Raw genomic sequence first — 12,683 nt, forward strand, 5'->3', positions numbered from 1 at the left:
CTGTATGTAGATATAACTCTCCGGTTGAATAGACGAGCTCTCGTCCGACAGCGAATCTAATTTTTGCCTTGCCAAATTCAGCCTCGAAATCGCAGGCTTGAGAAAAACGTTGGAAGGAATTTACTGAGAATACATGATTCCAAGTTCGAGTTCGTTCACCGCCGCAAGGAGATTATTTGATAGCTCTTCTCGGATCGTCTTTCCTTTGAAGCGTTGCGCTGGGCCGGATATGGAGAGCGCGCCGAGTAGGAACCCGTTCGGATCTTTGACTGGTGCACCAACAGCGTTGATCCCCATATTGTGTTCCTCGATATTGAAGGCGACACCACGCTCACGGATCTGCTCTAATTCCTCGAGCAGTTCACCTTTGTCCGTGATACTGTTGGAGGTCGATGCTTCGAGCCCGTATCGTTCAATTATCTCGTGAACGCGTGATTTCGGAAGTTCCGCCAACATCGCTTTTCCAGCCGATGAAACATGAAGTGGAAAGCTACTACCAGTGCTTGAGAAGGTCTCGACGGCGAGATGGCCAGTACTATTGTAAACATATCGTCCCCGTCCATGTTCCTCGATTGTAAAATGGGTGCGTCCACCCGATTCCTCTGCGAGAGCCTTGACTTGCTCCTTCGCCTTTCGATAACCTGGAGTATGCGTTCGAGCGTATTCCCCAATCCGTAGAAATTCCATACTCGGATAATAGATACTTCCTCTGTTGATCACATACTCCTCGTTAAGCAGGGTTTGAAGGTGATTGTACGCAGTACTCGGGGCGATATCTAATGCTTCAGCTACCTCTGTTACACGAGCGCCATCTCGTTCGATGAGTTCCTGAACTATGTTTAGGCTGATGGTGACCGCCTTGATATTTTTTTGATTTGCTGGCATAAGCGGTTATTTGCATCGAGGGTACTTAAAATTCGCCTATGGAAAATCTACTGGCCAAGACCTCCTATACTGTTAGAAATATAAGGGAACGATGTGAACCATTCAGTTTGCATTCCTCTCCAATTAGCAGTTTGACGAATCTAAGCTGATCGTTCTATCTGGCATTTACATTCACACATGTTTAAATAGGGGCCGTGGGGGATGATCCGGTACTTACGAGATCGTCAGGGGCGCTGAACCGGCTGTCGAATGGGCTGCGTTCCGGGAAGATCGGTTTCGAGACGAGTGACGTGGGTCGACAGCGATGAGTTCTTCTTCGATTCGGCGCTGTAGGTGATGACCGATCTGGCTTCTCTGATTGCGCTTCCGACCGGTAATTGGTGTACCGCGCTCACTTCTGTTCCAATACGGACGACGAAATCCTTCGCAAGCATACGATTCGTATGACTAGTTTCTACAGAAGCGAACTTTAAATAGTAAGGGCTGTATGTAACAGATATGGAATCCAACCACTCGAACATCAGGGCGGTGGAAATCAGCTTCGGAATAATTCAGCAACTTGTCGAACGGGACGGAGCTCGAGTAACCGAACTCGCGGAGGAACTAGACATTGCGCCGAGTACGGCACATAACCATTTGCGGACGCTCTTGAACAACGGGTTTGTGATCGATGAAGGAAGCGTCTACTATCCCAGTCTTGAGTTCCTCCACGTCGGGGAATACGCTCGCCAGCGGAAGGTCGGGTATCAGAAGGCCGAACAGCACGTAAAGGCCCTCGCCGAGGAGTCGGGTGGCCGGACGCACTTTACCGTCTTGGAACACGGTCGCGGGCGGTACGTCTACACTAAAACGGGCGACCTTGCCGTTGAGACGTTCTCTCGGTACGGCAGTCAGTTTCCACTCCACGTGACTGCAGCTGGCAAGGCGATACTCGCCGAACTGCCGGACTGGCAAATTCAGGAGATCGTCGACCAGCGCGGACTAAAGGCATCGACGGACCAGAGTATTATCGATGAGGAAGAACTCTTCGCGGAGTTGGAGACAATCCGCGAACGCGGTGTTGCGTTTAACTTTGAGGAACACAACAAGGGAATCAGCGCGGTTGCAGCGTCGGCACAGGAACCCAATGGCTCGCTCCTCGGTGCGTTAACGATCTCCGGCCCGACCCAGCGGTTCAAAGGTGACCTCATCCGGAAGGAGTTCCCCGATCTCCTCCTCGCGAGAGTGAATGAACTGGAATTGGACATAGTCTATTCGGACTGATTATATACATTCATACTGTTGTAATGAGCTGTGCTCGATGCCCTATAGAAATCACTACACCTTACCGTAAAATAAATAACAAGCATTCAATAGTCAACCCAATATACGAACGTACTTCTGTAAACAGTTGTTATCTACATCTCCTATCAATTGCACTCGAATATTTTTATATATAAAAATATCTATTAATATTCTAGACTGATGATACGATAAAATTATATAATGGGTGATCTACGCTTGCAGATTCAACCTCACACAAGACAGATATTTGCCTTGGTACGATTCGGTTCCATGTTTCGGCAGAACAAAACTTAGTGATACGGATTGTTCACATAGCACGATAACCACCGGTCATATTAGCGGCTAATATTCGGTGTTTGCACACATTCGGGCCATACCGGCCCTGATCCATCGATACCTCGAACGTCATCTCTGCAAAAATACTTCTGCCTGTAGTAAGGATACAGACTCGTAAATGTTGAGTGAACCGGAGGTCGCGGTACCAAAACACTCAAATGGAATCCAGCCGACCCTCAGAACATGGACTTTCGACGATCCGATGAACAGAAGTTGATATACCAGACAGCAAACGACATCGCGACAGACCAATTCGCGGAGAAGGCGTTCACTTGGGAGGACGAGTTCCCGTACGAGAATCAGAAGATTCTGGCGGAACAGGACCTTCTCGGGATCGGTTTGCCGATGGAGTACGGCGGCGGCGGCTACTCAGTCGTCGAAGTTCTCACCGCGCAAGAGGCAGTCGGACGCGTCTGCCCCGACACCGCACACATCCTCTCGCGATCATCAATGGGACCGCCGCGGGCGATCGCGGAACTGGGAAGTGAGTATCTCAAGGAGAAGTACCTCCCAGCCGTCTGCGACGGGAACTCAATCATCTCTGTCGCGATTTCGGAAGCTGAGGCGGGATCCGACGCTAGCAACATGCAAACGAGTGTCGAGCGTGCCAGTGACGAACTTATCCTAAACGGCAGCAAGATGTGGGTAACCAAGGCGGCCCAGTGCGACGCGTTCCTCGTTTACGCGCGGTTCCCAGACGGCAATATCGGTGCGATCGTCGTCGACAAGGAAACTGATGGCCTCATGCTTGACGACGGTTCGGTCAACATGGCCGGCCACGTCCAACACCAGCTGTACTTAGATGACTGCACCGTCCACGAAGACCAGGTGTTAGTCCACGAGAAGGACGCATTCAAGCGACTGCTGATCGAGTTCAACGTCGAGCGGTGCCACAACGCCATGATGTGCGTCGCCTGCGGTCTCAATTCGTTCGACAAGGCCCTCGACTATGCGAAGAACCGGGAACAGTTCGATCGGCCGGTCGCCGATTTCCAGGGGATCGAGTGGAAATTAGCCGATATGGCGATGGAACTCGACGCCGCCCGGCTACTGATCTACCGTGCGGCCGCCAATGCCCGCGAGAGCGATCCCTCACGACTGGAGACCTCGATGGCGAAAGTGAAGGCCAACGAGGTCGGCCAGGAAGTGGTCGACGAGGCAATGCAGATCCACGGTGCGAACGGCTACATGAAAGATTCGCCGATCGAGTACCTCTACCGGTGGGTACGTGGGTGGAAAATTGCCGGCGGGACGGTTGAGGTCCAGCGAAACGCGATCGCCAGCGAACTGAAGAAGTACGGACTTGACTGATAGGGATTAGCAGAGATACTCATAGATTCGCGGTAAGTGCAGAGTTGGGAGTTTGCTCGTGAGATACGCTTTCAGTTCGGGCAGCGTTCGATAAAGTTGGTCGCTCTTGTGTAGCACTTTGTTGATTTCACAGCGTCGCTTTGATAGCGTGTTTGAGCGCTTCTCTTCCTGGTCTCCGTAGTAGCTTCCGTCGAAGTTGAAACGCTCGGAGATATTGTGTGAGCTTATCTTTTGAGATGCCTTGATGAGGCGAGAGCCATGGTCGCTGTAGTACGTGAGAGAAGTTTGGGGCTGGAGGGAGATAATTGACCCACAGGGAGTGTCGATTGTCGAAAGGACGTTGTTCGCCATCTTTCTGATGAAGAGCTTGATCGGCTCCTGGCCGAGGCGGACGATCCAAAGGTCGTCCGTCGTCTTACCTTCGTAAAGAATCTCTATGAAGGAGACACGCTTGAGGAGGCAGCAAACCGGGTTGGGAAGTCTGAATCAACCGGAAGTCGGTGGGGTCGCCGCTGGAATGAGGGTGGACTCGGTCAACTGACGCCGAGCTTCGGGGATGGATGTCCCCCGAAGCTCGGCGAAGATGAACAAGAAGAGCTTCTCGAACTCCTGCATGAGAGCCAACCATAGAAACAACAGGAGATCTAACTTCTTCTCAACGACGAATTCGATATTGAGTATCATCCAGATTATCTGAGCACGTTCCTCCGTGAACTCGGGCTTTTGTACTCAATACCACGAACAAAGCGTCCGTCACGGTCTGATAACGCTGAAGAGATCCTCGACGAGCGCCTTGATAAGACGTTCGACGAGGACGACAACCAGCCTCACAACAAACACGAAGCCGATGAGGACGGTGGTTTGGGAACCTGACAACGAGATCTGTACAGACGGCGGGACTGTTGTTGGATCCTTCGACGCATCACATCCCCAACCGTGGGATAATTCGCGTCGGACGTGGTACGTCGATAACCTACATATCAAGCTACCGCTAGTTCGAACCGATGAACCAGCGGTCGGCTTCTATGCACTCAACGGTGAGAATACCGTCTTATTCCTGGAAGATCAGACGAAAGAACAGATTTGCGAATGTCTCGAGCAATACGCGAGCAGAATCTCGACAAGCAGGTTCTGCTCGTCTTAGACAATCTTTTCTCGCATACGTGCGAGTACACGCGTAAGCGAGTGTCCCAACTCGGTATTGATCTTGTATTCTTGCCGGTTGGATCACCGGATCTCAACCCAATTGAATCAATCTGGAAGAGCTTGAAGTGGGAGATTTCGCCGTTGATCATTGAGAGCGCGGAGGAGTTCCGCACTCTCGTCAGTACTGTTTTCGAAAAATCAACTTGCCGTGTGAGCTTCGCTGGAAACTGGATCGAGCAGTTCCTTGACTTGCAAAAATCATCTTGAGTACTATTAGTCCGCCCGAGGCCGCGTCCACGCACGGGCACAGGCGTTTCTTGCCCTGTGCCTTCGTCTTGTCGTCGCTACCACCAATCACGAACGCGAAGACAATCCAGAAAGTACGATCATCACGGTGTGAGAAGAGTTCTATGACTCCCTCGAGACAAAATAATAAGTTTTAGCCCGAGCGCACCGACGTTCAGCGCGGCTCCAGCAGGATGCGTGGCGTCTCGAGCGTCATCGTCGCGATCTCGTCTTCGCTCAGCCCGGCGTTGACGAGTCGGTCGGCAAACTCCAGTAGTCCCTCCGGTGGCGAAGGGTTCGACGGTTGACCGTAGTCCGTCGAGAGAACACAGCGCTCGGCGCCGACCGCGTCGACGGTCGTGGCCATCGTCTCGACGTCGACATCGCCTTTCGTCACCGGAAGGTAACACTTCTCGAGGTACGCGCCGCGCTCGGCGAAGGCAACCTGATCCTCGTGGGAGAGGTCCATAAAGGCCGATTCGGGGTGCGTGATGAGATAGGGCACTTCGGCGCCCATCGCCTCGAGTTCGTCGAGGATGACGTATGTCTCGTTAGGGCCAAGGTGGCCGTTCCCGAGCACGACGTCACGACTGGCGTCGGCGACCGTCTCGAGCACGGCGCGAGCGTCGGCGCGGAGTGCACCATCGTCGGTAAGCGCGGTAAGGTCCTGCCCTTCGAAGGGGAAGTGTCGTCCCGGGGTGTAGTTGGCCGCGCTGAAGGTCGGCAGCCAGACGACGGAGACGCCCATCTCGATCGCTAATTTGACCGCACTGGGATTGAAGCCGCCGACAAACGTGTTCAACGCGATCGATGAGTAGATGTCGACGTCGGGAACCTGTTTAGCGGCCATCCGCGCCATCGGTGCGGTGTTCCAGAAGTGGCTCTTCAGAACGAACCCGCCCAGGTGAGACTCAGAGACTCGCCCCGCGAGCTCGACCGTCCCGTGCTTTCGCTCCCAAAGCGACGGAGCTGCGTGAACATGGAAATCGATTGCATCGTCCGGCAGCATCGATCAGACCTCCTCGTCGATGCCGACAGTAATCGATCGCGTCTCGCCGAACGAGTGCAGCGCCATCGAGTGCTTGCCCGCGCCGCCGGCAACAACAACGGTGACGTCTTCCGGTGTCTCGACGAGCGGGATCCTCGCGTCGTCGTTCTCCACCTCGAACCGATGGTGCCAGGTGTAGTTGTCGGTGATACCGGCCGTCTGGAGCGTCTTGAGCTCGTTTCGGGCGTTGTCGTAGAGGAACCACTGAACGTCCTCACGGCTCCAGTTGTTTCGGGCAATGGTATCGGCGTGCTCGGGACCCAAAACGATGCAAATCTCGCCGTGCGTGTGGTGGGAGTTGTTGTTTCCGACGGTCGCGAACACGTCCGCCGCGACCGTCAGTAGCTCTGCCGGCTTTTCGTTGACGTGGTCATTGATCTCGTGGGGAGCTTCGACGCCCATGACCGTCACGGCGCTCTCATCCTCGTCAAACCCGCGCTGGACGTGGAGTGGGTCCCACGGATTCTTCTTTTCATTCTCGGCGATACAGAAGCTGTACTTTCCGGGATGACCGTGCGTGGCGCGGTCCATATCCCCTGGCGTCCCACCGCCGAGGTTGACGAGGAGCAGACGGACGGTACGTCCGATGGTCGCGTTCGCTCGGTAGCCCTGTCCGAAGACATTGTAGCCGTAGTTGAGGTTGATCTCTTCAACGATTGGTCCGTTGACGACGAGCATCGGCGCGGCCGGGTGCGTCGTCGCGTTGACACCGTAAAGGTTGAATTTTTCCTCGGTCATCGCCTCGACCGCCGCGATCAGAACAGGCATGTACGCCGGTTCACAGCCGGCCATTACGGCGTTGATTGCGATCTTTTCGACCGTTGCGACCCCGTACTTCGGCGGGATCGTTCCCAACTCCTCATCTGGCTTCCGCGAGGTTCCCTCGAGCATCCGTTCAACGCGTTCGGCTGTGGGCGGGACGACCGGGAACCCATCGGTCATCTCACGTTGGTAGAGGTAGTCGTTTACGTCCTCAAAGTCGTCGTCGATCGAAATCGTCTCTGAGTCGAACGTCATAGGTCAATCGGGCAGTAGAGGCTCTCATCGCTCAGTTCCTCGTCGTCGGCCAAATAGCGCTCCGCGTACTTGTCCTCGAGTTCGTCGCGGTCAGTGGTGAGGACGGCGACGATCTCCTCGAGCGCGTTCTCGGCCCGATCGAGGACCTTCGGTTCCTCGAGGTCTCCCATCGGATGCGAGACCATGACTAGCGGCAGACCCGGCATGCTGAGCGACTGGGCCTCCGACTGGCCGAGCTTGATGAATTCGTCGCTGTTGATCGTTGCGACCGGTATTCCCTTCTTTTCGATGTCGATACTGTCGTAGACGCACCATGACGTGCACGAGCCGCAGTCGCCATAGGCATTGACTACGGTGTCGCACTGCGAGACCAGCTGGTCGGCGATCGCGTCAGCGGGGATCGGACTCTTGTCTTTCCGTCGGTAAACGACCTCATCGACGCCGTACTCGGATTTAAGCCGATTGCCGACGGCTTCGAGAAAGACATCCGCATTGCTCTTCGAGTTGTCGAGCAGGCCGACGGTCGCCCCCTCGAGCGAGTCGAGCCGTTCCGCGATCGGCGTCGCGTCGTAGTTCACTTCTCCTCGGGGGTCGAGAATTTCAATACTCGCTCCGTCGTCTGTACGTGTGCTATTGGCGCACATATACAACTATTCCACAGCCACGGAGTAAATAAGTTGCCCCGAGTCAGCCGCTACGGCCACCTCGCGATGTCGATTATCAGCGGCTGGCAGGCGATGATCCGCGGTGAGGGCGAATTCGTTCATTGGGGCGCAACCAGCCAGGACGTCATGGATACGACGACCGTCCTCAGGTGCGAGACGGACTCGACGAACTGCTCGAGCGGCTCCGGACGATCGAGCGGTTCGAACGGTTCCTCGACGCCGGATGCGAGGTGATCTACTGAGAGGGGATGGTCGTTCGGAACCTCATCGGCCGCGACCTCGCGTATCGGGAGGGAAAGAGGGCGTTACTGGAGGTTGTGGAGGCCGTCAGCCCGGAGAATATAGTCTTCGATATTTAGAGTTCGACGATGGATTTTTTCGAGTATGCGAAGTTCTGGTTCTGGCTGGTCTATCAGGTCGATCCGTCGGTCAATCGAGAACATCCCCCGCGGCGCGTCCCTCGACTCGAAAACATTCGACGCGGAACGACGTTCGACATGGACCACATCTACATCCGCTGGCTCCGGGAGAGGAAACCGACGAGTGGTGGCGAATGGAGGCCCTTCCCTACGATATCGGCCTGGAATGGGACTGATTTCATCCGTGTTCGGAAACCGGGTGGTGTTGGAACGCCGTTCTCCGGCGATGCGCTCGGTTCGCCCGTCTGTCTTCAGACCCTCGGAAACAAACTTATATTACACCCCGCTGCCCTTGTTGTTCGTACGTATGTCCCAAGGACCGTTACGTAGTCTTCGCGTCGTTGACTTCACGACGATGATAAGCGGCGGCTTCGCCGCCTCGACGCTGGCTGACTTCGGCGCCGACGTCATCACTGTTGAACATCCGACGAAGACGGACCCGATCCGCGAGTGGAAGCCGATCAAGGACGGCGAGTCGATGTGGTGGAAGTCACTAGGTCGCAATCAGCGCTGTGTTACGCTCGATCTGTCGTCGGACGAGGGGCAAGCTATGGCGCTCGAACTGGTTGAGGACGCCGACATCGTCCTGGAGAACTTCCGATCAGGAACCATGGAACGGTGGAATCTAGGTTACCAGGAACTAAAAACAGTCAATGAGGCCATCGTCATGGTACGCATCACCGGCTACGGCCAGACCGGCCCGAAATCCGATAAGCCGGGCTTCGGATCTGTCGCCGAGGGAATCTCCGGGTGGGCCCACAGTAACGGCTTCCCGGACAGCGACCCCCTGCTTCCGCCGATTCCGCTCGCCGATCTCACGGCGGGACAGTACGCCGCCCAGTCGGCGGTGTACGCGGTGTTCGACCGCGAGATGACAGAGGGGAACGAAGGACAGGTTGTCGACGTGAGTCTGTACGAACCCCTGTTTCGTCTGTTCATCGGCAAGGTTGAGGCCTACGATACGATGGACTACATTTCCGAGCGTACAGGCAACCGATCGGAGAACTCCGCGCCCCGAAACATGTACGAGACCGCTGACGGCTATATCGCGCTCTCTGCGTCGTCACAGCGGATCTTCGAGAACGTGATGGCGGCGATCGGTCGCGAGAACCTCATCGACGATCCGCGTTTCGAGACAAACGCCGACCGACTGGACAACGTCGAGGAACTCGACGCGATCATCGAGGACTGGACCAGCGAGCGGCCGACCGACGAGGTTATTGAGGTGATGGAGGCTTCCGACGCCATCGTCGGACCGATCTACGACATGGCCGATATCTTCGAGGACATCCACTACCAAGTGCGGGACAATATCGTCTCCGTCGAGGACCCAGACCTCGGCGAGGTGAAGACCCATGGCATTGTGCCGAAGTACTCCAAGACGCCGGGCGAGGTGTCCCACCTCGGCCCATCCCCGGGCGAACATAACGAGGAGGTGTACCTCGAGGAGGTAGGGATCGACGAGGAAGAATACGAGCGGCTTTCCGAGGGTGGAGTGATCTAAATGGACGATCTCCCTGAGGACGTCCGGATCGTCGAGATGTTGCCGCGTGACGGATTTCAGAGCTTGGATGGGTTCGTTCCGACGGAGACAAAGGTCGAACTGATCGATCGGCTTTCCGAGACGGGTGTCGACGAAATCGAGTTCACTTCGTTCACCCACCCCGACGCCGTGCCGAATCTACGTGACGCCGAGGAGGTCGCCGAGCGGATCGATCGCAGGTCGGACGTCAGTTACCGGGCGCTCGTCCCCAACTCTATCGGCATGGAACGGGCCCTCGAGGCTGGCGTAGACAAGGTCAATGCGCTCCTCGCAGTGAGCGAAACCTACTGCGAGAAGAACCAGAACGCAACCCGCGAGGAGTGCATCGCGGAGATCGAGCAGATCGTCGACCTCGCGGACGGGACCGATGTCGCGGTCGAGGCGGGGATGGCGACCAGCTTCTACTGTCCCTACGAGGGGCACATCCCACTGGAACAGACTCTCTCCGTGGTCGACGCGATGGTCGAAGCGGGCGTCGACGAAGTCACGCTAGCGGCCACAATGGGGCTCGCTGATCCCGCACAGATTTCAGAGAGTCTCTCGGCCATCCGGGAGCATTGGCCCGACCTCGACTGCGGCCTCCACCTTCACGACACCAATGGCATGAGCCTCGCGAACACGCTCGTCGCGATGCAACATGGCGTTGACCGGTTCGATACGTCGGTCTGCGGAGTCGGCGGTGGCGTCGTCCTTCCCGACGAACTCGAAGGCGTCGGGAACACGCCTACGGAGGACCTGCTTCACATGCTCTCGCGGATGGGGAATAGCTCCTCGGAACAGTTCCAATCCGTTTCGACGGTTGCTGACGACGTTGCTGACGAACTCGACGTTGGCCATAACAGCCACGTTGTCCGGGGCGGTACCGCTGAATACGTCCTCGATGTAATGGGTCAGGACGACTGAGTCGTCGCAGGTACGGTTACGCATCTCGACCTCATACCGAGAGCCAGGTTACCGCCTCACTCTCACTGTCACTCAGGCTCTCGATCCTCATGGAACGCCCGTTGCCCCCTTGTTCGTGATCGCGCGTCTCTCGAAGTGCACGAGACGCTTGGTGTTCGTACCGGATCGCCGTCTCCTGATCGGTACCGAGTCCCGTATCGATACTGTCCTTCGCAACGCGGATCGCGAGCGACGCGCCGGTCGTGATCCGATCGATGAACCCGTCGCTCTCCGCCGAACGAGCGGAGACGCGCTCTCCCGCCATCACCAGTTCCTTGGCGAGACTCGAGCCGACCTGTGAGACGAGCCGCTGGATGCCACCGTTGGCTGAACGGATTCCGAGCCGCGACTTGGGAAAGTCCAGTTTGCTCTCCGGCGTTGAGAGGCGAAAGTCACAGGCAATCGCGAACGCGAGGCCGGCGGCCAGACAGTGTTCATCGATCTCGTCGACGACCGGTATCGGGAGATTTGGGGAAGAACGAGTTCGTCTCGGAACTCATTCACGGTGAGCTGGGGAGCATCGCTATCGGCGTTGACGTCGGTACCTACGTTGAACGCCTGCTGGCCGGCTCCTTCGACGACGACCGTGCGGATGTTCGGTTCGGACTCGTCCCGATCGAGCGAGTGGATCTTCTGGAGACAGTCGACAGTCTCTCTAAGTGTCGGAAAGAATTCGTTTAGCGACTCGGGTCTGCCGAGAATTACCGTCGCGATGCCGTCCTCTAGCTCGCTCTTGATAGTGTCGTACTGGATGATCACGGATCATACCTGTCGGGATCGCAATAAATCCGGCCCCGCTTTCGCTGACCTGATCGAATCCGATACCGTTCCCAGTGGATCACGGAATGCACACGGCGACCACAGTGGTTCAGTCAGACTGAATCTACCTTCGAGGGAGACTGTCCCGATCCGTGGGCGCTGTTACCCTCTTCCCGGTGAGAGATCGCCTGTGTGTCATCCTACCGAGAACGACTTCCGATGAACAATCGGGATCTCTTATATCAGATATATGATTTAATATAATACATTAGATGCCGGTCCGTGTATGAGGGATTTTAACATACACTACTTCGTGAACTGTGGGTGTACAGCAACTATTGTCGGTCTCGTCGGCTGTATCGGGGGTAACAACAGGGACGGCGAATTTCCGAGTGATAACGTTCGTTACATCATTCCATACGATGAGAGCGGCGGTTTCCGACACGTACGCGCGAGTCATAGCTTGTGGGGGAGAGCTCAGTGTCGACGTGCAACTCGAAAACATTCCCGGCGCCGAATCGATTCAGGGCATCACGCCGAGCCAGATGGTTACACGCACGTCGACGCTACCGACGGCCGGCATCACATGGCTACTCAACTAGACCAACGACGACCTCTCTCAGCTGAAGGGAATATGTCAGTACAAGCAAACGACGTACGTCATCTTCGCGTACCCTGACAAGGAGATTGAGGGGATGGAAGACCTCGCGAACAGGTACGAGGATGGCGATTTCACGGAGTTCGGCGAGTCACTTGGTACCGCGAATCACGTCGCCATAATCCAGCTCCGCAAAGAGGGTGATGTCGCTTAGGAGGACTGGATCGTCTACGACAGTTCCGGTCCGATCGTGCAGGCAACCGCGTCCGGCGAGATCCCCGTGGGCACCGCAACCGACTCCTCGGCCGCCGGTGCCGTTGAGGAGGGGAACATCGACATCGCTAGGGTGTTAACCTTCGACGGATCCAGCTTCTTCCTGGACACGCCGACCACCGAGGACGCCGGCTGGACGAACGTCGACGAGCTCGGAGCAATCATACGACCC

12 protein-coding genes and 3 pseudogenes are annotated in these 12,683 nt (G+C 56.1%); 8 read left to right on the forward strand and 7 right to left on the reverse strand.

Translation table 11 applies throughout. The annotated features are described in order from the left end of the window. Positions 1–120 precede the first annotated feature (120 nt). Positions 121–885, reverse strand: a complete 765-nt coding sequence (locus BM348_RS18585; protein ID WP_092907329.1) for an IclR family transcriptional regulator — start codon at positions 883–885, stop codon at positions 121–123. Between the two features lie 498 nt (positions 886–1,383). On the opposite strand from BM348_RS18585, the gene BM348_RS18590 reads away from it, so the two are divergent. Next, a complete protein-coding gene (locus tag BM348_RS18590; RefSeq protein ID WP_092907331.1) occupies positions 1,384–2,148 on the forward strand; it encodes an IclR family transcriptional regulator in 765 nt (254 codons plus the stop codon). Between the two features lie 540 nt (positions 2,149–2,688). Continuing rightward, positions 2,689–3,816, forward strand: coding sequence for an acyl-CoA dehydrogenase family protein (locus BM348_RS18595; protein WP_092907333.1), 1,128 nt, complete (start codon positions 2,689–2,691; stop codon positions 3,814–3,816). Positions 3,817–3,943: 127 nt separating this feature from the next. Here BM348_RS18595 and BM348_RS20825 read toward each other — a convergent pair. Next, positions 3,944–4,087, reverse strand: a pseudogene (locus BM348_RS20825) (IS1595 family transposase); the annotation flags it as partial. 107 nt (positions 4,088–4,194) lie between these two features. Between BM348_RS20825 and BM348_RS18605 the strand changes: the two are divergent. Both BM348_RS18605 and BM348_RS20830 read left to right on the forward strand, forming a co-directional pair. Beyond that, positions 4,195–5,229: pseudogene (locus BM348_RS18605) on the forward strand (IS630 family transposase). 13 nt (positions 5,230–5,242) lie between these two features. Further along, a pseudogene (locus BM348_RS20830) lies at positions 5,243–5,362 on the forward strand (IS5/IS1182 family transposase); the annotation flags it as partial. 60 nt (positions 5,363–5,422) lie between these two features. Here BM348_RS20830 and BM348_RS18610 read toward each other — a convergent pair. Genes BM348_RS18610 through BM348_RS18620 form a run of 3 tightly spaced genes read right to left on the reverse strand, consistent with a single transcriptional unit; the run spans position 5,423 to position 7,956 of the window. Continuing rightward, on the reverse strand, positions 5,423–6,256 hold the full coding sequence (locus BM348_RS18610; RefSeq protein ID WP_092907337.1) for a DUF6282 family protein: 834 nt from the start codon (positions 6,254–6,256) through the stop codon (positions 5,423–5,425). A 3-nt stretch (positions 6,257–6,259) separates the two neighbouring features. Beyond that, complete coding sequence (locus BM348_RS18615) at positions 6,260–7,312, reverse strand: hypothetical protein (RefSeq protein WP_092907339.1); 1,053 nt, start codon at positions 7,310–7,312, stop codon at positions 6,260–6,262. Beyond that, positions 7,309–7,956: a UGSC family (seleno)protein gene (locus BM348_RS18620; RefSeq protein ID WP_139231238.1), complete on the reverse strand. Its 648-nt coding sequence runs from the start codon at positions 7,954–7,956 to the stop codon at positions 7,309–7,311. The genes BM348_RS18615 and BM348_RS18620 overlap by 4 nt, the downstream gene beginning before the upstream one ends. A gap of 33 nt (positions 7,957–7,989) precedes the next feature. Here BM348_RS18620 and BM348_RS20835 point away from each other — a divergent pair, with 33 nt between their 5' ends. From BM348_RS20835 to BM348_RS18630, 3 genes are all read left to right on the forward strand, one after another. Further along, positions 7,990–8,211, forward strand: a complete 222-nt coding sequence (locus BM348_RS20835) for a hypothetical protein (RefSeq protein ID WP_139231239.1) — start codon at positions 7,990–7,992, stop codon at positions 8,209–8,211. Between the two features lie 492 nt (positions 8,212–8,703). Continuing rightward, the gene (locus tag BM348_RS18625; protein ID WP_092907343.1) at positions 8,704–9,900 is read left to right on the forward strand and encodes a CaiB/BaiF CoA transferase family protein; all 1,197 of its coding nucleotides are present in this window, start codon (positions 8,704–8,706) and stop codon (positions 9,898–9,900) included. Further along, entirely contained in the window at positions 9,901–10,842 is a 942-nt protein-coding gene (locus BM348_RS18630) for a hydroxymethylglutaryl-CoA lyase (RefSeq protein WP_092907345.1), read from the forward strand. A 31-nt stretch (positions 10,843–10,873) separates the two neighbouring features. On the opposite strand, the gene BM348_RS18635 is transcribed toward BM348_RS18630, so the two are convergent. Beyond that, positions 10,874–11,341 (reverse strand): enoyl-CoA hydratase-related protein, encoded by a 468-nt coding sequence (locus BM348_RS18635; RefSeq protein ID WP_092907347.1) that lies wholly within the window; start codon positions 11,339–11,341, stop codon positions 10,874–10,876. An 8-nt stretch (positions 11,342–11,349) separates the two neighbouring features. Here BM348_RS18635 and BM348_RS18640 point away from each other — a divergent pair, with 8 nt between their 5' ends. Beyond that, the gene (locus BM348_RS18640; RefSeq protein WP_092907349.1) at positions 11,350–11,562 is read left to right on the forward strand and encodes a hypothetical protein; all 213 of its coding nucleotides are present in this window, start codon (positions 11,350–11,352) and stop codon (positions 11,560–11,562) included. A gap of 904 nt (positions 11,563–12,466) precedes the next feature. Here BM348_RS18640 and BM348_RS18650 read toward each other — a convergent pair. Further along, the gene (locus BM348_RS18650; protein WP_092907353.1) at positions 12,467–12,676 is read right to left on the reverse strand and encodes a hypothetical protein; all 210 of its coding nucleotides are present in this window, start codon (positions 12,674–12,676) and stop codon (positions 12,467–12,469) included. Positions 12,677–12,683 lie beyond the last annotated feature (7 nt).

The organism is Halostagnicola kamekurae (assembly GCF_900116205.1).
GTDB classification, from domain to species: Archaea; Halobacteriota; Halobacteria; order Halobacteriales; family Natrialbaceae; genus Halostagnicola; species Halostagnicola kamekurae.

Coding starts and splice junctions, on each gene's coding strand:
- BM348_RS18595 (WP_092907333.1), top strand. CDS start 2,689: ATGGACTTTCGACGATCCGATGAACAGAAGTTGATATACCAGACAGCA.
- BM348_RS18630 (WP_092907345.1), top strand. CDS start 9,901: ATGGACGATCTCCCTGAGGACGTCCGGATCGTCGAGATGTTGCCGCGT.
- BM348_RS18615 (WP_092907339.1), bottom strand. CDS start 7,312: ATGACGTTCGACTCAGAGACGATTTCGATCGACGACGACTTTGAGGAC.
- BM348_RS18610 (WP_092907337.1), bottom strand. CDS start 6,256: ATGCTGCCGGACGATGCAATCGATTTCCATGTTCACGCAGCTCCGTCG.
- BM348_RS18625 (WP_092907343.1), top strand. CDS start 8,704: ATGTCCCAAGGACCGTTACGTAGTCTTCGCGTCGTTGACTTCACGACG.
- BM348_RS18590 (WP_092907331.1), top strand. CDS start 1,384: ATGGAATCCAACCACTCGAACATCAGGGCGGTGGAAATCAGCTTCGGA.
- BM348_RS18650 (WP_092907353.1), bottom strand. CDS start 12,676: ATGATTGCTCCGAGCTCGTCGACGTTCGTCCAGCCGGCGTCCTCGGTG.
- BM348_RS18585 (WP_092907329.1), bottom strand. CDS start 885: ATGCCAGCAAATCAAAAAAATATCAAGGCGGTCACCATCAGCCTAAAC.
- BM348_RS18620 (WP_139231238.1), bottom strand. CDS start 7,956: ATGTGCGCCAATAGCACACGTACAGACGACGGAGCGAGTATTGAAATT.